A 17,925-nucleotide genomic window follows, 5' to 3' on the forward strand; every position below is an offset into this window, starting at 1 on the left:
GAGATGCCATGAACATTTAGTCGTAATTTGTTACAATAAGGCAATGAAAGGAGCACGAATCAATGATCCCATGGCAGAAAAAAGGTGAATGGCTTGAACTAAGGCTTCCCCAGCTCTTGGACTCTGAGGAAGGTATTAAGGAATATATACGCCTTCCTGATAAATATTGGAATCAACTAGTCAAGAGCGGAGGGATATCGATAAAAGGTCCTCGTGTTCGTCTTCGGCTTTTTCCGAATGAACCGATTAAGAATATGCATCGCTGGGCTCCGGTAGAAGTGTTGTATGAAGATGATTTTTGCCTGGTCGTCCAAAAGCCGGCAGGAATGAAGGTGCATGGTGATAACACCGCGAAAACAGAGCAGGTTCCTACATTGTCAGATGCGGTAGCAAGCTACTATGAAGCGACAGGGCAGCAGTGCAAGGTTCGTCATATTCATCGGCTTGATGAAGATACGACAGGGCCTGTGTTGTATGCGAAGCATGAATGGTCGCATCTGATATTGGATGAAGCCATGCGGGAGAAGCAAATTGGCCGACAATACGTTGCTATTGTGCAAGGACGGCTAAAGGAAAAAGCGGGTACGATCGACGCAGCAATAGGAAGAGATAGGCACCACCCGGCTCGAAGGAGGGTTTCGCCTACTGGTGAACGCGCCGTTACGCACTATGAAGTGGATAAGCAATGGACGGAAGCCGCTTTGGTGAAGCTCCGATTGGAAACGGGACGTACCCACCAAATTCGGGTCCATATGAACTATCTAGGACACCCCATTTGGGGCGATGAGCTTTATGGGGGCAAGAAGCACAATATGGACCGACAGGCGCTGCATGGAGAGAGGCTTGAGCTGCATCATCCATTGACAGGTGAAGAACTTCTTATTGAATGTCCATGGCCTGAGGATATGAAAAACCTTTTACAACATACTGCAAAAAATATAGTCATGCTCTTCCCCCGCAAACCATATAAATCTATAGATAAGTAAAAATGACTATCTCACGATGCGGTTTGCGAGACTAGTTCTATATGAGGGAGGACAAAACATTGGCTGATCAGCAAAGCGGATTGCGATTTGATATTTACGAGCGAGTGCATTTGTCGGAAGGCGTGGCAGGAATCAAAGAGTTGGAGGACATCGAACTTGTACCGCATATTCAAGTGCTCCCACAGGGAGAACAAGCGCTGCTTCGCGGCAATTTGCTCTTATCCGGGACTTATTTGGACGAACAGGATGCGGTGAACCGGACGTTGGAGCATCTTATACCGGTCGAAATTACGCTTCCTATGAACCGTGTACAGCGGATGGAGGACATTGCGGTTGAAATTGAAAATTTCGATGTTGAGCTGTTGTCCACGCGGAGCTTAAACATTACCGGCGTATTGTCGTTAAATGGTCTTGAGGTCGTGTCTCCATCCGTCGGAGATATTTGGGGTGAGGTGGAAGAGGAGGTCGTCTTCGTTCACGAAGCTCAAGGGCAGCAGCGAGAAGAAGAGGAAGTAATTGTTCCTGTTCAGGAAGAACGGCAGAGCGAGGAGCAAGCTGCGTTTACCGCACAGATTGAGCCAAAGGGAGGGGAGCAGTGGTCATCTCCGTCTTTGGCCTTTGCCGCAGCGAATCCTATTGAAGAACGGGTTCAGGAGGAGACAGAGCAGGAGCAGCAAGCAAGGCAGGAATGGTCAGCAGCAGAGAGCGGTTCGCTTGCAGCCTTGGTCGATTCGGAGCCGCAGGAAGAACAACCCGAGGTCGTTGAGTCAGACTCATTGATTAAAGCCTCTGAAGCTCTCAGTAGCGAGGATAAGACTAAGGAAATGAAGATCGCATTTTCAGGTAAAAATGCAGACGAAGCTGGAGCCGTGAAGCCTATAGGATTTACAACCTTACTTCAAAGCGCGGCTGCGGTGAAAGCAGATTCGCGTCAGGAGGAACCAGAAGTTCCCGTTGCCCCGACTTTGGGTGAGAAGCTGGAATGGAAAAGATTGCTGGTCAGTCCTAAGGGAGATCAGAAAGAGTTCAAGCGGCTTCGTCTTTGCATAGTACAGAGGGAAGAGACGTTGGAAAGCATAGCCAAACGATATGAACTGAATCCCAGAGAGATTGCATTATTCAATCGTCTAGGGGATACCGATCTTACGGAAGGTCAAATCGTCTACATTCCAAAGTAATTACATATAAGATGAACGAAAAACGCTTCGAGTCTCCCCAATACGGGTTTGCTCGAGGCGTTTTTTGGATATATTGTATAGTAACGATGACTTATGACACTTATCGTATTGACTCTATGTGCAATGTTGTTTATCATAGGATTGATTATACATGTTAACAACGTGGAAAGGGAATAGTAGGCAGCCAACCCTTCAGAGAGCGGAATTGCTACGCTGTAAGATTCCGCAGGATGTAACTGGCCGAAGTCGCCCTGGAGTTGCAGTGTTCAAACGAATTCAGACTGAAATACGGTAAGCGGTCTTTGTAGCAGACTAAGACGCTGGCCAATGAACTGATGAGAGTAGACACTGCCGGTCACAGCCGTTATCTGTTAAGTGCCGCATAGCGAGATTTTCGCGACTATCCTTCCGCCTTTAAATGGGCTGCTGGAATATGTTCGAAGAGCGCCGTTGCGGAATAAAGGTGGTACCACGGAAGCAGATCCTTTCGTCCTTTGCGGCGGAAGGATTTTTTTGTTGTATTAGGCGACGATACGCAGCAATTTCCTGGGATGCCGGGACTATTTTATGATTTTTTTGAAAAATGGAGGTCCATAGCGATGGAAGAAACCAAAACTACTCAAACCCAAGCTTCGACGACGTCGATGCCAACCACTTATGATCCCAAGGAATCAGAGAAAAAATGGTATGATTATTGGCTAAACGGCCAATTTTTTAAAGCGGGTCAGCGCAAGGACGCTGAAACGTATACGATTGTTATTCCACCTCCGAATGTTACGGGGATGCTGCATATCGGTCATGCTCTGGATTGTACGCTTCAAGATATTATGACTCGTACGAAAAGAATGCAAGGCTATGATGCGCTATGGCTTCCGGGATCGGACCATGCAGGTATTGCCACTCAGACGAAGGTTGAACAAAAGCTGCGTGAGCAAGGAGTTACCCGTTACGACCTGGGACGCGAGAAATTCCTAGAGAAAGTATGGGAGTGGAAAGAGATTTACGCAGATTCCATTCATCAGCAATGGGCGAAAATGGGCTTTTCATTGGACTATTCTCGTGAGCGGTTTACGTTGGACGAAGGCTTATCCAAGGCAGTTCGCGAAGTGTTCGTGAAGCTGTACGAGAAAGGCTTAATTTATCGCGGCAATTACATCATTAACTGGGACCCAGCTGCACGTACAGCTTTGTCCGATATTGAGGTCGAGTATAAAGAGGTTCAAGGACATCTGTATCACCTTCGTTATCCTGTAAAAGACAGCACCGAGTCGATTGTTGTTGCAACGACACGTCCAGAGACGATGCTTGGAGATACAGCGGTTGCGGTACACCCTGAAGATGAGCGTTATCAGCACTTGATCGGAAAAATGTTAGTACTGCCTATTATTGGGCGTGAGATTCCGATTGTTGCGGATGAGTACGTTGAAAAAGAATTCGGAAGCGGCGCTGTTAAAATTACGCCTGCTCACGATCCTAACGACTTCGAGGTCGGCAAACGCCATGACCTGCCTCAAATTCTCGTTATGAACGAAAGCGGCAAAATGAACGAAAACGCCGGTAAATATAACGGCATGGACCGTTTTGACTGCCGTAAGCAAATCGTTGCCGACATGAAAGAGCAAGGTGTATTGGTTAAAATCGAAGACCACGTACATCAAGTTGGACATAGCGAGCGCAGCGGTGCAGTTATCGAGCCGTATTTGTCCACTCAATGGTTTGTAAAAATGAAGCCTTTGGCTGAACGGGCGATTGAGGCACAAAAATCCGGCAAAGGAGCTAACTTTGTCCCAGATCGTTTTGAAAAAACATACTTGCATTGGATTGAGAATGTACGCGATTGGTGTATTTCCCGCCAGCTGTGGTGGGGTCACCGGATTCCGGCTTGGTACTGCGAAGATTGCCAACAAACACATGTATCCCGTGAAGACATTACGCAATGCTCCTGCGGCAGCACGAATTTGAAGCAGGACAACGATGTACTGGATACTTGGTTCAGTTCTGCATTATGGCCTTTCTCTACACTCGGATGGCCGGAAAAAACGGAAGATATGGAACGTTACTACCCTACAAGCTTGCTTGTAACAGGCTATGATATTATCCCGTTCTGGGTATCCCGGATGATCTTTACAGGGCTGGAATTTACGAATCAAATGCCGTTTAAGGATGTGCTGATTCACGGGCTTGTGCGGGATTCCGAAGGGCAGAAAATGTCCAAATCGCTGGGCAATGGCGTTGATCCGATTGAAGTTATTGAGAAGTATGGCGCCGATGCGATGCGCTGGATGCTTTCCACAAGCTCTACTCCAGGACAGGATCTTCGTTTCCGTTGGGAAAAGGTCGAGCAAGCTCGTAATTTTGCCAACAAGATTTGGAATGCTTCCCGCTTTGCGTTGATGAACCTAGGAGACTTCAAGGCAGAGGAAATCGATCTTTCCGGTTCACTTAGTACGGCTGATCGCTGGATTCTTCACCGTCTGAATGAAACCGTACGTGAAGTGACTCGTCTCATCGATTCCTACGAATTTGGCGAAACTGGCCGTGTTCTTTATAACTTCATCTGGGATGATCTATGCGACTGGTATATTGAGTTCAGTAAAATCTCGTTGTACGGCACCGATGAGCAAGCGAAGAAAACGACGAAATCCGTGCTTGCCTACGTGCTGGATCAAACACAGCGTCTGATTCATCCAATCATGCCGTTTATTTCCGAGGAAATATGGCAGCATCTTCCGCATCAAGGCGAGACGATCACATTGGCTTCATGGCCGGTATATGAGACCCGTTTCGAGGCAGCAGAAGCTGTCCGTGAGATGGAACTTTTGATGGATATCATTCGCTCGGTTCGTAATATTCGTGCCGAGGTCAATGTTCCAATGAGCAAAAAAATCGAGCTGATGTTGAAGCCAGCGTCGGATGAAATTCTTGTTAATCTAAAGCGGAATGAAGGATATATTCAACGCTTCTGTAACACATCGCAGCTTGAAATTCATCAAGATATTACGACGCCGGATAAAGCGATGACAGGAATTGTAACAGGTGCTGAGCTATTTCTGCCATTGGCAGGACTAATTGATATTTCCCAAGAGCTGGCTCGGCTGGAGAAGGAGCTTCAAACACTGCACGGTGAAGTGGAGCGTATCGAGAAAAAGCTGGGTAATGAAGGGTTCGTGGCTAAAGCTCCAGCTAAAGTCATCGAAGAAGAAAAAACGAAGCTGGCTGATTACGCGGACAAACGCGATAAAGTGATTGCTCGCCTTGCTGAACTGAGAGGGTGAGTTAGATGACTGAGATAAACGTTCCAACAGAACAAAGCAGCAGCGTGTTTCAAAATGCTTCGGAAGCAATCAATTGGATCGTGCATCTGATTCCTTTCGGAATTAAGCCCGGACTTAACCGAATGGAAAAGTTGATGGAGTTACTGGATAATCCAGAACGCCGTTTGAAGTTCATCCATGTTGCGGGAACGAACGGCAAAGGCTCTGTCTGCGCTTATTTAACCGAAATTTTAAAGCAGAGCGGATATGATGTAGGAACCTTTACATCCCCGTATATTGAAAAGTATACGGATCGAATTCGCTTGAATGGTGAGAACATTGCCGATGAAGATCTGCTGCGCGTCGTAAATAAAATCAAACCACTGGTTGAAGAAATTGCTGCCTCCGAGCTGGGGCAGCCAACCATGTTTGAAGTGTCGACGGCTGTAGCAATAGAATATTTTGCTCATGTGTCTTACCCTGATTTTGTCGTGTGGGAAACAGGGCTTGGAGGACGCTTGGATTCGACGAACGTCGTCTCCCCCATCCTTTCTGTCATTACGAATATCGGGCATGATCACATGGAAATATTGGGCGACTCCATTGAGAAAGTAGCTGCGGAAAAAGCGGGTATTATCAAGGCAGGTATGCCTGTCGTCAGTGCTGTAAGCCAGCCGGAAGCGATTCAGGTGTTGGAACAAACGGCTAAAGAGAAGAACAGCACGCTCTATTTGTTGAACAAACAGTTCAGCTACGAGGTGATGTCTTCCAAGGAAAATGAGCAGATGTTAGCGTTCCAGAGCCCGTTCCGCCATATTCCCAATGTAGGAATTACATTGAACGGTCAGCATCAATTGCAGAATGCAGCTGTCGCCTTAATGGCCATTGAGGTGATGCGCCAATATTATGCTTTGATCGTAGAGGACGATGTGCTGCAGAAGGCCATGCGGGCAACCAAGTGGGCTGGAAGATTGGAGATGATTTCTCAATCTCCGCGAATTCTGATTGACGGCGCGCATAATCCCGAAGGAGGTGCTGTATTAGCACAGGCACTGCGGGAGACGTACACATACAATAGATTACACTTTGTAATGGGAATGCTCTCTACCAAGAATCATTCCGAATATTTACGGCATATACTACCACTGGTGGATACACTTATCCTTACTGAGCCTGATTGGCATAAAAAGGAAAACGCTGTTAAGTTAGCCGAGCTGGCCAGAACCCTTTTACAGGAGATCGATCGTAAGGATGTGGAAGTGATCGTAGAACCGGATTGGAAAACGGCGCTGGAGCAGGTAAAAGCAAGAACGGCACAGGACGATTTGGCCGTTGTTTCCGGCACGTTGTATTTAATTGGAGATGTTCGTTCCTGGGTCTTACATCAATCCGATTCTGAAAAAGGCTGGTGAGAGCGGCGTGAAACCATCTGAGCATATCCATTTTATCGGCATTGGCGGTTACGGCATGAGTGCTATTGCCAAAGTCATGCTGGAAATGGGATACCAAGTTTCGGGGTCAGATTTGGCGCGGCAGGAGCTTACGGAGAAGCTGGCTGCAAAAGGAGCCCAAGTATTTATCGGTCATGAAGCCGAGCATGTCAAAGGGGCCGATGTCGTTGTATATTCGACGGCTTTATCCAAAGACAACGTAGAAATGGCGGCGGCAGAGCATTTGAAAATACCGATCCTGCACCGTTCGCAAATGCTTGGGCGTCTCATGAACGCCAAGAAAGGGATAGCTGTAGCCGGAGCTCACGGGAAGACGACAACGTCATCGATGATTGCTCTTGTTCTTGAGCATTGTCAGCAGGATCCGACTTATATCATTGGCGGAGAGATCATGAATATGGGCAGCAATGCTAAGGCTGGACAAGGCGACTGGGTTGTTGCGGAAGCCGATGAGAGCGACGGCTCTTTCCTTCAATACCATCCTTATATTGCTCTGGTTAACAACATTGAAGCGGACCATCTGGAAAACTATAATGGAGACTTTGAAAATTTGAAGAAGGCTTACGCTCAATTTTTAAGTCAAGTTAAGACGGATGGCAAAGCGGTTGTTTGCAAGGATGATAGTTATTTGTGTGACATGATTCCGTTGATCCAAAGCGAGGTCATAACTTACGGTATTGAAAATGAGGCCGATTATATAGCGCATAGCATTGTATTGGGTGATCGGAAAGTGCATTTCGAAGTCGTTCATCAAGGTCAAACGCTTGGAACGATTAAGCTATCGGTCCCTGGCAAGCATAATGTGTACAACGCACTTGCGACGTTGATTACTTGCTTGGAAGCAGGTTTGTCTTTTGAACAGGTGGCAGAAGCAATTACAGACTTCCGCGGAGCCAAACGCCGTTTTCAAGTACTGGGCGAAGTGGATGACATCTTAGTTATCGATGATTACGCCCACCATCCTACTGAAATAGAAGCAACTATCAGTGCCGCCAAGGCGACGGGAAAAAGGATCATTGCCGTATTTCAGCCACAGCGCTATACCCGAACCTACTTTTTGTTCGAGCAGTTTAGCCGAGCTTTTCCGGAAGCAGATGAAGTTATTATTACTGATATTTACTCTCCAGCCGGTGAAAAACAAATTGAAGGGATCACTTCGGCCAAGCTGGTGGAACTGATTCGCCATAACAGCAATGCAAATGTGAGGTACATTCCTACGAAAGAGGAAGTGCAGGAATATTTGTTCTCCCATGTCCAAAGCGGAGATCTGGTGTTAACCATGGGAGCGGGAGACATTTGGAAAGCAGCTGATGGTTTGGCTAAAGCGCTGGAAGTCAAAGGCAGCATATTATAGCATTTCTTGGATTGGACCTATGCAGGGGATTTTGCCTGTGTAGGTCTTTTTTGTTCTGCTAGATTGTATCTATGGATTGACAGTGTAAATGATAACTATTATCATTTGAATGAAATGATACATAAGAAGGGAAGCCTTAAGATGAAGATCAAATACTGCTGCAGAAACTTTAAGCACGGTTCAAGAGCGTATACAAGACTATGAAAAAGCAATTTCCCGATATTAAGCAGAAGAAGAAGGACTGTTTGGGTGAATGCAAGCTTTGCTCCAAGCAATGCGTGGTTAAGGTTGGAAAAACCAACGTTGTATGCGCAGTTTCGGCGGATAAGCTTTATGAAGAACTGCTCGGTTTGATTGGATAAGGCCCCTTTTGAAGAAGATTATAAAAACGGAAGGTAGTGTTATTTTGTTAAACGATGAATTAAGCCAAGCGCTCAATGAGCAAATGAATTTTGAATTTTTTTCCTCCCATGTCTATTTGGCAATGGCGGCCTACTGTTCGGGCGAAAGCTTGGATGGCTTCGCCAATTTCTTTATTGTGCAGGCGGAAGAGGAACGATTCCATGCTATGAAAATTTATAAATTTTTAAATGACCGTGGAAGAAGAGCTACGCTGGATGGTATGGAGAATCCGAATAATGAATACAGCTCCATTTTACAAGTGTTTCAGCACGCCTATGAGCATGAGCAAATCGTGACGAAGCGGATCTACCATCTGTCCGATATGGCGTTGAACGAAAGAGAACATGCAACGATCCATTTCTTGAAATGGTTTATTGATGAGCAAGTGGAAGAGGAAGCGATGTTTGACAGCATCATCCAGAAGCTCAAACGAATTGATAAGGATAGCAACGCATTCTACATGCTTGATGCTGAATTCGCTCAACGGGTATTTACGCCTCCTGCAAATTAATAAGGCTTCATAAACAGGACGCTGTGGAAAGAATAGGCCGTCTTAGGGGTTAATTACCTAGGATAAATAAGGACTTGCTTGTTCTAATCCACTTTTCTCTCTCATAGTCTAGTAATACGAAAATGGACAAGGGAGAGAAGTAGAATGAACAAGAATAAAATGACCTTTCGTTTTGACCATAGCCCGGGGCGGAATAACGGAACTCATCGCATAGTAAAGGAAGAGTCTAAAGTGATACCGCTTCATGTGGAAGAGTATCACGTGAAAGAGACGCCTCTGATTGAAGATAGCTTCTTCCAGGCAAAAGAGGAAGGAAAGCAGTCGTCAACACCACCGTCAACGCAGGTAAAGCAACCTCTTATCGACGCACAGCCTTTAAATTTATATACGACGGATTATGGCGGTTGGCAAAGCTCCTTTGATGCGGAGACGAATCGAGTCGAACAACTGATTCGTGAATCGAATCATGGACCGCAGAACAAAGCAGGTGACAGGCTTGAGCCTCTGCGTGGGTCCCAGGAGCGTCAGGAACCGTATGTAGAGCCTGTGGAGCCTTTAAAGGATCACAGGTGGTACGTTCCAGAGGAGCCGGTATACGTTTCCGGTCCGAGAAAACCGAATACATCCTGGATCAAAGTGGCGACTTCGGTTGCGGGTGCTATTGTGACAGGGATTGCTTTCGGTTTCTTCGTCTTATCGATGTTTTCGGGGGATACCCAAGGGAAAGCAACTCCCCCAACTGGACAGAGCAGCTCCGTTAACGCGACGAATCCAGGGGTTGCGGATAAAGGTACTGCAGCGGTCAACGCTACAAGCAAGACTACTGCAGATAAAACGGGTACGGCGAATCCAGCAGTCCCTGCATCTGCATCTGCTGCAACTGGAATTGCTGTCAGCATTCCTGCCAAATCGTACAGCTTTCTGCAAAGCGGCGTATTCAGTACTCCCCAGAGTGCTGATGCGGCTCAAGCAGATCTGAAGAAAAAAGGCTTTTTCGCTGTCCATGATACAGGTGATAAATATCCGGTATACGTTGGTATGTCAATGACACGTGACGAAGCCATGGGTCTCTCCCAACAGTTCAAGCAAAAAAATATCGATGTAATTGTGAAAAATGTGGAGCTGCCTGCTTTAAATAAAATCAAATGGAACGGAAAGCAATCCGATTCGATTCCTAATTACATGAATCAGGGTGCTAAGCTGGTGCAATCGATCGTTCCATTGGCATTGGCTCATTTGTCGGAATCAAAGGCAACTGCGCTGGATGCGACAGCGCTGCAATCGGTAAAAACATCTCACCAAGCTTGGACAGGGCTATCTGCTGCAGCTACTGAAGGCCTTGCTGACGATGCTAAAGCAGCACTGCAAAAAATGAATACGGCTATGAATACAGCGATCGTTTCCCTGGACGAGTATAAGAAAAATCCAGGAACCTCTTATATGTGGCAAACCCAAGCGGCTCTGATGCAATATGTCGTAGCCGAAAAGGATTTGCGCAAAATGGTAGCGATGGAGTAGAGTCCGTAAGCTGGTTTAACTATTCCACGTAATGACAGTATTGCGGGTATGACTATCAAAAAACGACGAACCGCAGACAGCCTTAAGGCTGTCGGTTCGTCGTTTTTTGTGTGCTTTGCTTGTAGCGGTCGAGCAGCGAGGCCGCTTCCGCCCAGGTCATACGGCGGTCAGGCATGAACCTGTCCGCCGTAATGCCGTCGATCCAGCCTGCTTGCTTCAGGCTGGCGATGGCATTGGCCGACCATGCATCGGTCGGCACGTCCTTGAACGGCGGCTGCGTCACCGCCGCCGTCGAACTTGCCAGCGGCAGTGCCAGCCGCTGGAACATCGCGGCCACCTCGGCTCGCGTGACGGGCTGGTCGGGACGAAGCGTCCCGTCCTCGTACCCGTCAAGCACCCCGGCGGCCACTGCCTTGCTCAAGGACGCGTAGGCCCAGTGACTGGCCTTCACGTCCTTGGCTTTATCGGCTAGGGGAGTGCATACCCCTGCGCCGTACACAACGCCTGTGACGGTAGTATCCGCACAGACTCCCGTCGATGTAACTGGCTGGACCTTCGACAAGTCGAAGACTCGGTCCAGCAGCGTGATCCATTCTGCACGAGTCATCTCATTGTTCGGCAAAAACTGTTTGCCGACACCTTCAATAATCCCCTGCGAGTTCAAGTGCGTAATCGATTCCTGTGCCCAATGACCACTAATATCGTTAAATACGCTGCTCTTCCCTTGTCCATTAAGAGGCAAATAATCTTCGATGCCAAGGGCAATCGCCTTGGCCATTTGTGTTCTTACACCATCATTATTAAGCATGGCTGCATCCTTGGCGTTCGATAAGAACGACGTTTCAACCAGAATGCTCGGAATCGTTCCCATTCGAACTACATAGACGGAGCTCTCCACCAAACCGAGGTTGTTTACGCCTACGGTCGTTACGAATTTTTCCAACACTTTTTGAGCCAATTCCTTGCTTTCCGGTGTAAGAGCCGTCATTTGTGAACTGGCGGGATAATCCACCTGCGGAAAGTTTTTATCATAATACAGTACCATGGCTCCGCGAGAATCCGGATTGGAATAAGAGTTCGCATGAACCGAAACGAACAGATCCGCTTTCTGAGCGTTGGTGAAATCGACGCGATCATTTAAGGATATGTACGTATCGTCTGTACGCGTCATGCTGACTTCATATCCTTGTTGAATTAGAAATCCTCTTAACTTTTGTGCGATGTCTAAATTTACTGTTTTTTCATACAAGCCGTTAACTCCGATAGCTCCGGGGTCCGAACCGCCATGTCCCGCATCTACGACAATTTTTGCAGCAAACGTCGAAGAGGGGAATGCTATCAGAAGTGCTATAAGTAAGATCATGATAGAATAAGGCCGGCGTTTCAATTCGAATCCCTCCTCGTTATATTTTACAAGCTGTTCATGCTAGTTGTAAGCAGGTAACATTCTCCAAAATTATGCTATAATACGTGGTGTGTATATCATCTGATAGAGGAATGGGAACTGAAGTGAAAAAAAATACATTTACTTTTATCTTATTGCTTATCATAGGACTAGTGGCGGGGGCTCTTGTCGGGCAATTATTGAGTCCGGTGTCAGCCCTGTCGTTTTTGACGAAATCAGTCGAGCTGTCCTGGGAGCCCAAAGCGGATCTGTTGGTACTCAAGTACGATCTTCATATCCAGCTTAAGTTGAATTTAATCAGTATTGCGGGGCTTGCGGCTTCGTTTTGGCTTTACCGTAAATTGTAAAACAAAGATCCCTCAGGAACTTTTGAATTGAAGGCATACATACTATTCGAGCTAAGGAGTCTCTATATGTCGATTACTGTGCAAAAAAAGCTGATCTTGGCTTCTTCTTCCCCTCGGCGTCAAGAATTGATCAGATCGCTTCAACTTCCATATGAAATTAGAGTTAGTGACGTGAATGAAGATACAGAGCCTGGGCTAAGACCAGATGAGATCGTGGAACAATTATCCAGTCGCAAAGCGCTAGCTGTCTGCGAAATGTATAAGAAGGAGCACCGTACGGACGGAATTGTAATCGGATCGGATACGATTGTCGTAGTGGATGGTGAAGTACTAGGCAAGCCAAAGGACAAGCAGGATGCGTTTCGTATGCTGAATTCGCTCCAAGGGCGAAAACATGAGGTGTTCACTGGCGTAGCATGCATAGATTTGAGCACAGGTCAGCAATTGGTTTCTCATCATGTTACATCTGTTTACATGAAGACGTTGACGCCGACCCAGATCGAGCGTTATATTGATACGGGCGAACCGATGGATAAAGCGGGCTCCTATGGCATTCAAGGCCTGGGCGCTACGATTATCGAGCGAATTGATGGCGATTATTTCAATGTTGTTGGGCTTCCTGTCTCACTGCTCAGCGATCTGCTGGAGCGTTTGGGCATTGCTGTTCTTTGAGTCTGCATCATGATATAATGGTGGTTCCAACGACTTTTTGACGAAAGAGGGGAATGAATGGAATCGCCCAATTTAACATTGCGCGATGTCCCAAACGAAGAACGACCTAGAGAACGCATGATGGAGTATGGGGCTCAAGCATTAAGTAACGCGGAACTGTTAGCTATTCTAATTCGTACCGGGACGGTTCAGGAATCTGCCGTACACTTGGCACAAAGACTGTTGAGTCAAGCGGGAGGTTTGCGGAGCCTTGTCGATATGAGCTTGCAGCAGTTAACCGAAATCAAAGGGATTGGCTCGGCCAAAGGCTTGCAAATCCAGGCCGGCATTGAGCTGGGTCGAAGACTGGCACGAAGTGGGATGAAAGAAACCGTGACGGTTCGTTCTCCTGAGGATGTGTCAGGTTTATTGATGGAGGAGATGCGTTATTTACAGAAGGAGCATTTTGTTTGTTTGTTTTTAAATACAAAAAATCACATCATTGGTCAGGAAACGTTATCTATGGGTAGTTTGAATGCAGCAATCGTACATCCCCGGGAAGTTTTTCGGGCTGCGATCAAGCGAAGCAGCGCTTCGATCATTTGTGTACATAATCACCCAAGTGGCGACCCGACCCCTAGCTCCGAAGATATTCAACTGACCGAACGTTTAACGGAAGCAGGCGAAATCATTGGTATCGACGTGCTCGATCACATCGTGATTGGTGACCGGAGGTATGTAAGTTTGAAGGAGCAAGGCTTGATGTAATATAATAGTGGAATACAATAAAGTAAATGTTAAGCGTGTAAAAAGCTGGATTGTGTAGCAGTTTTTTCGGGCATTTAGCCATTAGGAAGGGAGTACCGAGCATGTTTGGTGGTTTTACAAAGGACCTGGGGATCGATCTCGGGACAGCAAATACATTGGTCTATGTAAAAGGTAAAGGGATTGTAGTGAGAGAACCGTCGGTTGTTGCACTGCGTACCGATACCAAATCTATAGAGGCCGTAGGAAATGACGCAAAAAAAATGATTGGCCGTACTCCCGGAAATATTCGTGCAGTCCGTCCTATGAAGGACGGGGTCATTGCCGATTTTGATACGACATCGACCATGATTAAATATTTTATCCGTCAAGCTCAGAAGGACCGTTGGCTATTCCAGCGTCACCCGAGTGTAATGGTCTGCGTCCCTTCAGGGATTACTGCAGTAGAGAAAAGAGCGGTGGAGGATGCAACTCGCCAAGCGGGAGCTCGTGATGCCTTCACTATCGAAGAACCGTTTGCTGCGGCAATCGGCGCTGACTTACCCGTTTGGGAGCCGACAGGCAGTATGGTTGTCGATATCGGTGGAGGTACGACTGAGGTAGCGGTCATTTCATTGGGGGGCATCGTCACCAGCCGATCCATTCGTGTAGCTGGAGACGAAATGGATGAAGCGATCACTCAATATATTAAGCGGACTTATAATCTGATGATCGGGGAGCGCACAGCGGAATCGATTAAGATGGAGATTGGATCGGCTTTGCCAATGGAAGCTCCTGTGAACTTTGAGATTCGCGGACGCGATCTAGTAAGTGGTTTACCTAAGACGATGACTATAACGTCTGAAGAAATTACGGATGCGCTGGGAGATACGGTGAACAGCATTGTGGATGCTGTAAAAGTGACATTGGAGAAATGCCCGCCTGAACTAGCTGCCGACATAATGGACCGTGGTATTGTACTTACAGGCGGTGGCGGATTGCTCCGCAATCTGGACAAGCTGTTGTCCCGTGAAACCGGAATGCCGGTTCTCGTTGCTGAGAATCCTTTGGATTGCGTCGCAATAGGAACGGGAAGAGCGCTTGAAAACATTCATCTTTTCAAAATGAGATCAGGTCCTACAAGCAGAACGAGACGCTGATTATTACGCTGTAAAGGTTAGAAGGTGTATGCTTTGAAATTGTTGGGGAATAAGAGGCTGTTGATATTACTGCTCGGCCTTATTTGTTTCATCGCCCTGATGGGCTTGACGCTTGGCAAACGAGGGCAGACGACCTGGCCGGAAAAGTTTGTAGGCGATACAATATCGTGGACACAAGGATTGTTTTATAAGCCCGCTGGCTATATAGCGGGTTTCTTTGAGGATATGAAACAAATGCGTACGATTTTTATCGAAAACAAAGTATTGAAGCAGACTTTGACCAAATACGCAAGGGATACGACACGTCTGAATGACTTGGAGCAGCAAAACAAGCGGCTTCAGGATGCCCTTGGTTTTACCGAACGTCAGAAGCAGGCTAACAACTACACGTTCCGAATCGCAGAAGTCGTTGCTGTCAGTCCGGATTCCTTGAACAATACGGTACGAATTAATTTGGGTGAAAAAGATGGGGTTAAGCCGAATATGGCCGTTGTTTCCGTTGATGGCTTGGTAGGGCGTGTTCTTCAGACCTTTTCATTCTACTCTAACGTTCAATTGCTTAATGGAGTGGATGATACTGCCAACGATTCCAAGGCGATCGCCGTAACGATCAAAAATCGTGAGAATGAATCGTTTGGCATTATCGAAAGCTACGATCCGACCCAACAAAAGCTGATTATGACCAAGATCGATCCGAACGACAAGCTCGAAATAGGCGATGAGGTTATCACATCAGGATTAGGTCAAGTATTCCCGAGAGGGATTCCGGTCGGCAAAGTAGTTTCGAGAAAGCCGGGCAACTTCGGGATATCTCATGAAGCGGTTGTGCAGCCTTTCGCCTCCTTTACTCATTTACGTGAAGTGTTCGTCGTATTTGTTCCGGAGCAGGGGTGATGTTAATGGCACGTAAATGGCTGTGGATCATCCTTACCGTTCTGTTAATACTGGAAGGGACTTTGCTGCAGTGGATGATACCAAGCGTGTGGCAATCCAAGGTATTTGTAGCCCCTCACTTCATGCTCGTTATCGTGCTGTATATCGGGCTTTACGTGAATCGGCATACGGCATTGTGGTTTGGACTTATCTTTGGATTCCTGCAGGATTTGCTTTATTATTCTCCCATGCTGGGACCGATCTCCTTTGCCATGGGGCTTGCCGGCTACTTGGCCGGATTAACGCACCGCAGACTTTATTCCAATATTGTCGTCAGTATGCTCGTCATGGCGTTTGGCAATTTGTTCTATGAAGCTATTGTTTATGGACTTTATCGATTGTTCCAAACTACGCATCTGGATTTGCATTGGGCTTTCTTCCATCAGATGCTGCCAAGCACTTTGATTAACCTGCTCTTTGCCCTGATCGTTTATGTACCTGTAAGGAAGCTGTTTGAAAGCATGCACAACGCGTCGTCCGCCCCTGAGGAATAATTTTCAGCGAAAAAGAAGGAGATATGCTGAAAAAAACCGAATGTTATAGGTTAGGGGGTTGGAGGAGTGTATGACGGCAGTAAAACATCATGTTACGATTAAAGGAGTTAAAGACGGGCTCGTATTTTTGCTTAATGATACATGCGAATTTGAAGAAGTCGTCAAGGAGCTTAAGCATAAGCTTGAAAAGACACATCAGCAAATATTGACCGGCCCTATCATTCATGTACATGTCAAACTAGGAACAAGGAATGCTTCCGACGAAGAGAAGGAGCAAATCCGTTCCATAATAGGACAAAAGGGAAACCTGCTGATCCAATCGATAGAATCGCAAACGGCGGACCCCTCGGCGTCCGTTTTTCATAATATGCCGGATGTAAGACTGCTTAAAGGGATCGTCCGCTCCGGACAAACATTAACAGAAGAAGGAAATATATTATTCCTGGGAGATATTAATCCGGGAGGCACTATCGTCAGCACGGGAAGCATCTACATCATGGGTTCCTTAAAAGGCATGGCCCATGCAGGGGTGGATGGCGATGAATCGGTCGTCATAGCTGCTTCCCATCTGAGACCTACTCAACTTAGGATCGCAGGCATAATTAGCAGGCCTCCGGATGAGTGGGGAATCAACGAAGCTTTTATGGAGTTTGCCTACATAAAGGAAGGCAAAATGGAAATAGATAAAATCCATCATATGCATAAATTAGCGGCTAAGCAGTAATGAGAAGGAGTGGAGCGTATGGGAGAAGCAATTGTCATTACTTCGGGAAAAGGCGGTGTAGGGAAGACGACTACATCGGCTAATATCGGAACGGCACTGGCGCTTCAAGGGAAAAAGGTGTGTATGGTCGACACGGATATCGGCCTGCGCAATCTTGATGTCGTCATGGGACTGGAAAACCGGATCATTTATGATTTGGTAGACGTAGCGGAAGGGCGCTGCCGGTTGGCTCAAGCATTGGTGAAGGACAAGCGCTTTGACGAGCTCTACATGCTTCCTGCTGCTCAAACGAAGGACAAGCACTCGGTTTCTCCGGAAGCCGTTCGAGATATCGTACTGGAATTAAAGCGCGACTTTGAATTTGTGATCATTGACTGTCCAGCTGGGATTGAGCAAGGATTCAAAAATGCGGTTGCTGGAGCCGACAAAGCTATCGTAGTCACGACGCCGGAAAATGCAGCCGTACGAGATGCGGACCGTATCATCGGCTTATTGGAAAATGAACGCATCGAATCGCCGAAGCTTGTCATTAACCGTATTCGCGCCAATATGGTGAAGAAAGGCGAAATGCTCGACATCGATGAGATTTGCTCTGTATTGGCCATTGATCTGCTTGGAATTGTTCCTGACGATGAATATGTTATCAAAGCTGCAAATATGGGCGAGCCTACTGTGATGAATCCAAGCTCGCGCGCGGCTATAGCTTACCGAAATATTGCACGCCGAATATTGGGCGATACGGTGCCTTTGATGCCAATGGATGAAAAGGCAGGGGTCATTTCTAAATTGAAGAAGTTTATCGGAATAGGATGA

General features: G+C 46.9%; 17 protein-coding genes and 1 other annotated feature. Of the genes, 16 read left to right on the forward strand and 1 reads right to left on the reverse strand.

All coding sequences use genetic code 11. From position 1 onward, the window contains the following. Positions 1-62 precede the first annotated feature (62 nt). From QMA13_RS10200 to QMA13_RS10235, 8 genes are all read left to right on the forward strand, one after another. Positions 63-986: an RluA family pseudouridine synthase gene (locus tag QMA13_RS10200; RefSeq protein WP_282941263.1), complete on the forward strand. Its 924-nt coding sequence runs from the start codon at positions 63-65 to the stop codon at positions 984-986. Between the two features lie 59 nt (positions 987-1,045). Beyond that, on the forward strand, positions 1,046-2,164 hold the full coding sequence (locus tag QMA13_RS10205) for a LysM peptidoglycan-binding domain-containing protein (RefSeq protein WP_282941264.1): 1,119 nt from the start codon (positions 1,046-1,048) through the stop codon (positions 2,162-2,164). Between the two features lie 154 nt (positions 2,165-2,318). Then, positions 2,319-2,662 (forward strand) — a binding site (T-box leader). A gap of 101 nt (positions 2,663-2,763) precedes the next feature. After that, positions 2,764-5,439 carry a valine--tRNA ligase gene (locus QMA13_RS10210; RefSeq protein ID WP_282941265.1) on the forward strand — a complete coding sequence of 892 codons (2,676 nt, stop codon included), beginning with the start codon at positions 2,764-2,766 and terminating at the stop codon, positions 5,437-5,439. A 5-nt stretch (positions 5,440-5,444) separates the two neighbouring features. Beyond that, positions 5,445-6,830 (forward strand): bifunctional folylpolyglutamate synthase/dihydrofolate synthase, encoded by a 1,386-nt coding sequence (locus QMA13_RS10215; protein ID WP_282941266.1) that lies wholly within the window; start codon positions 5,445-5,447, stop codon positions 6,828-6,830. Between the two features lie 7 nt (positions 6,831-6,837). Continuing rightward, a complete protein-coding gene (gene murC / locus QMA13_RS10220; RefSeq protein ID WP_282943361.1) occupies positions 6,838-8,223 on the forward strand; it encodes a UDP-N-acetylmuramate--L-alanine ligase in 1,386 nt (461 codons plus the stop codon). A 200-nt stretch (positions 8,224-8,423) separates the two neighbouring features. Then, positions 8,424-8,585 carry a hypothetical protein gene (locus tag QMA13_RS10225; protein ID WP_282941267.1) on the forward strand — a complete coding sequence of 54 codons (162 nt, stop codon included), beginning with the start codon at positions 8,424-8,426 and terminating at the stop codon, positions 8,583-8,585. Between the two features lie 8 nt (positions 8,586-8,593). Further along, positions 8,594-9,136, forward strand: coding sequence for a ferritin (locus tag QMA13_RS10230; RefSeq protein ID WP_481858156.1), 543 nt, complete (start codon positions 8,594-8,596; stop codon positions 9,134-9,136). 144 nt (positions 9,137-9,280) lie between these two features. Next, the gene (locus tag QMA13_RS10235; protein WP_282941268.1) at positions 9,281-10,654 is read left to right on the forward strand and encodes an SPOR domain-containing protein; all 1,374 of its coding nucleotides are present in this window, start codon (positions 9,281-9,283) and stop codon (positions 10,652-10,654) included. An 82-nt stretch (positions 10,655-10,736) separates the two neighbouring features. Here QMA13_RS10235 and QMA13_RS10240 read toward each other — a convergent pair whose 3' ends face one another. After that, a complete protein-coding gene (locus QMA13_RS10240; RefSeq protein WP_282941269.1) occupies positions 10,737-12,041 on the reverse strand; it encodes an N-acetylmuramoyl-L-alanine amidase in 1,305 nt (434 codons plus the stop codon). A 122-nt stretch (positions 12,042-12,163) separates the two neighbouring features. Between QMA13_RS10240 and QMA13_RS10245 the strand changes: the two genes are divergently transcribed. The 8 genes from QMA13_RS10245 to minD all read left to right on the forward strand — a co-directional run bounded on the left by QMA13_RS10245 (position 12,164) and on the right by minD (position 17,925). Further along, a complete protein-coding gene (locus tag QMA13_RS10245; RefSeq protein WP_282941270.1) occupies positions 12,164-12,406 on the forward strand; it encodes a DUF4321 domain-containing protein in 243 nt (80 codons plus the stop codon). Positions 12,407-12,472: 66 nt separating this feature from the next. After that, on the forward strand, positions 12,473-13,078 hold the full coding sequence (locus QMA13_RS10250; RefSeq protein WP_282941271.1) for a Maf family protein: 606 nt from the start codon (positions 12,473-12,475) through the stop codon (positions 13,076-13,078). Positions 13,079-13,135: 57 nt separating this feature from the next. Next, a complete protein-coding gene (gene radC / locus QMA13_RS10255; RefSeq protein ID WP_282941272.1) occupies positions 13,136-13,825 on the forward strand; it encodes a RadC family protein in 690 nt (229 codons plus the stop codon). Positions 13,826-13,926: 101 nt separating this feature from the next. Next, positions 13,927-14,961, forward strand: a complete 1,035-nt coding sequence (locus QMA13_RS10260; protein WP_282941273.1) for a rod shape-determining protein — start codon at positions 13,927-13,929, stop codon at positions 14,959-14,961. A 33-nt stretch (positions 14,962-14,994) separates the two neighbouring features. Next, complete coding sequence (mreC, locus tag QMA13_RS10265) at positions 14,995-15,855, forward strand: rod shape-determining protein MreC (protein ID WP_282941274.1); 861 nt, start codon at positions 14,995-14,997, stop codon at positions 15,853-15,855. Positions 15,856-15,860: 5 nt separating this feature from the next. Continuing rightward, positions 15,861-16,388, forward strand: a complete 528-nt coding sequence (gene mreD / locus QMA13_RS10270) for a rod shape-determining protein MreD (RefSeq protein WP_282941275.1) — start codon at positions 15,861-15,863, stop codon at positions 16,386-16,388. Between the two features lie 70 nt (positions 16,389-16,458). Continuing rightward, entirely contained in the window at positions 16,459-17,112 is a 654-nt protein-coding gene (locus QMA13_RS10275) for a septum site-determining protein MinC (protein ID WP_282941276.1), read from the forward strand. Positions 17,113-17,130: 18 nt separating this feature from the next. Then, positions 17,131-17,925: a septum site-determining protein MinD gene (minD, locus tag QMA13_RS10280; protein ID WP_282941277.1), complete on the forward strand. Its 795-nt coding sequence runs from the start codon at positions 17,131-17,133 to the stop codon at positions 17,923-17,925.

It is taken from the genome of Paenibacillus sp. RC67, from assembly GCF_030020805.1.
Classification (GTDB): domain Bacteria; phylum Bacillota; class Bacilli; order Paenibacillales; family NBRC-103111; genus Paenibacillus_S.

Excerpts from the sequence above, each read along its gene's own strand:
- QMA13_RS10200 (WP_282941263.1), top strand. The coding sequence starts at position 63 with ATGATCCCATGGCAGAAAAAAGGTGAATGGCTTGAACTAAGGCTTCCC.
- minD (WP_282941277.1), top strand. The coding sequence starts at position 17,131 with ATGGGAGAAGCAATTGTCATTACTTCGGGAAAAGGCGGTGTAGGGAAG.
- mreD (WP_282941275.1), top strand. The coding sequence starts at position 15,861 with ATGGCACGTAAATGGCTGTGGATCATCCTTACCGTTCTGTTAATACTG.
- QMA13_RS10215 (WP_282941266.1), top strand. The coding sequence starts at position 5,445 with ATGACTGAGATAAACGTTCCAACAGAACAAAGCAGCAGCGTGTTTCAA.
- QMA13_RS10225 (WP_282941267.1), top strand. The coding sequence starts at position 8,424 with ATGAAAAAGCAATTTCCCGATATTAAGCAGAAGAAGAAGGACTGTTTG.
- radC (WP_282941272.1), top strand. The coding sequence starts at position 13,136 with ATGGAATCGCCCAATTTAACATTGCGCGATGTCCCAAACGAAGAACGA.
- QMA13_RS10235 (WP_282941268.1), top strand. The coding sequence starts at position 9,281 with ATGAACAAGAATAAAATGACCTTTCGTTTTGACCATAGCCCGGGGCGG.
- QMA13_RS10210 (WP_282941265.1), top strand. The coding sequence starts at position 2,764 with ATGGAAGAAACCAAAACTACTCAAACCCAAGCTTCGACGACGTCGATG.
- QMA13_RS10250 (WP_282941271.1), top strand. The coding sequence starts at position 12,473 with ATGTCGATTACTGTGCAAAAAAAGCTGATCTTGGCTTCTTCTTCCCCT.
- QMA13_RS10260 (WP_282941273.1), top strand. The coding sequence starts at position 13,927 with ATGTTTGGTGGTTTTACAAAGGACCTGGGGATCGATCTCGGGACAGCA.
- QMA13_RS10275 (WP_282941276.1), top strand. The coding sequence starts at position 16,459 with ATGACGGCAGTAAAACATCATGTTACGATTAAAGGAGTTAAAGACGGG.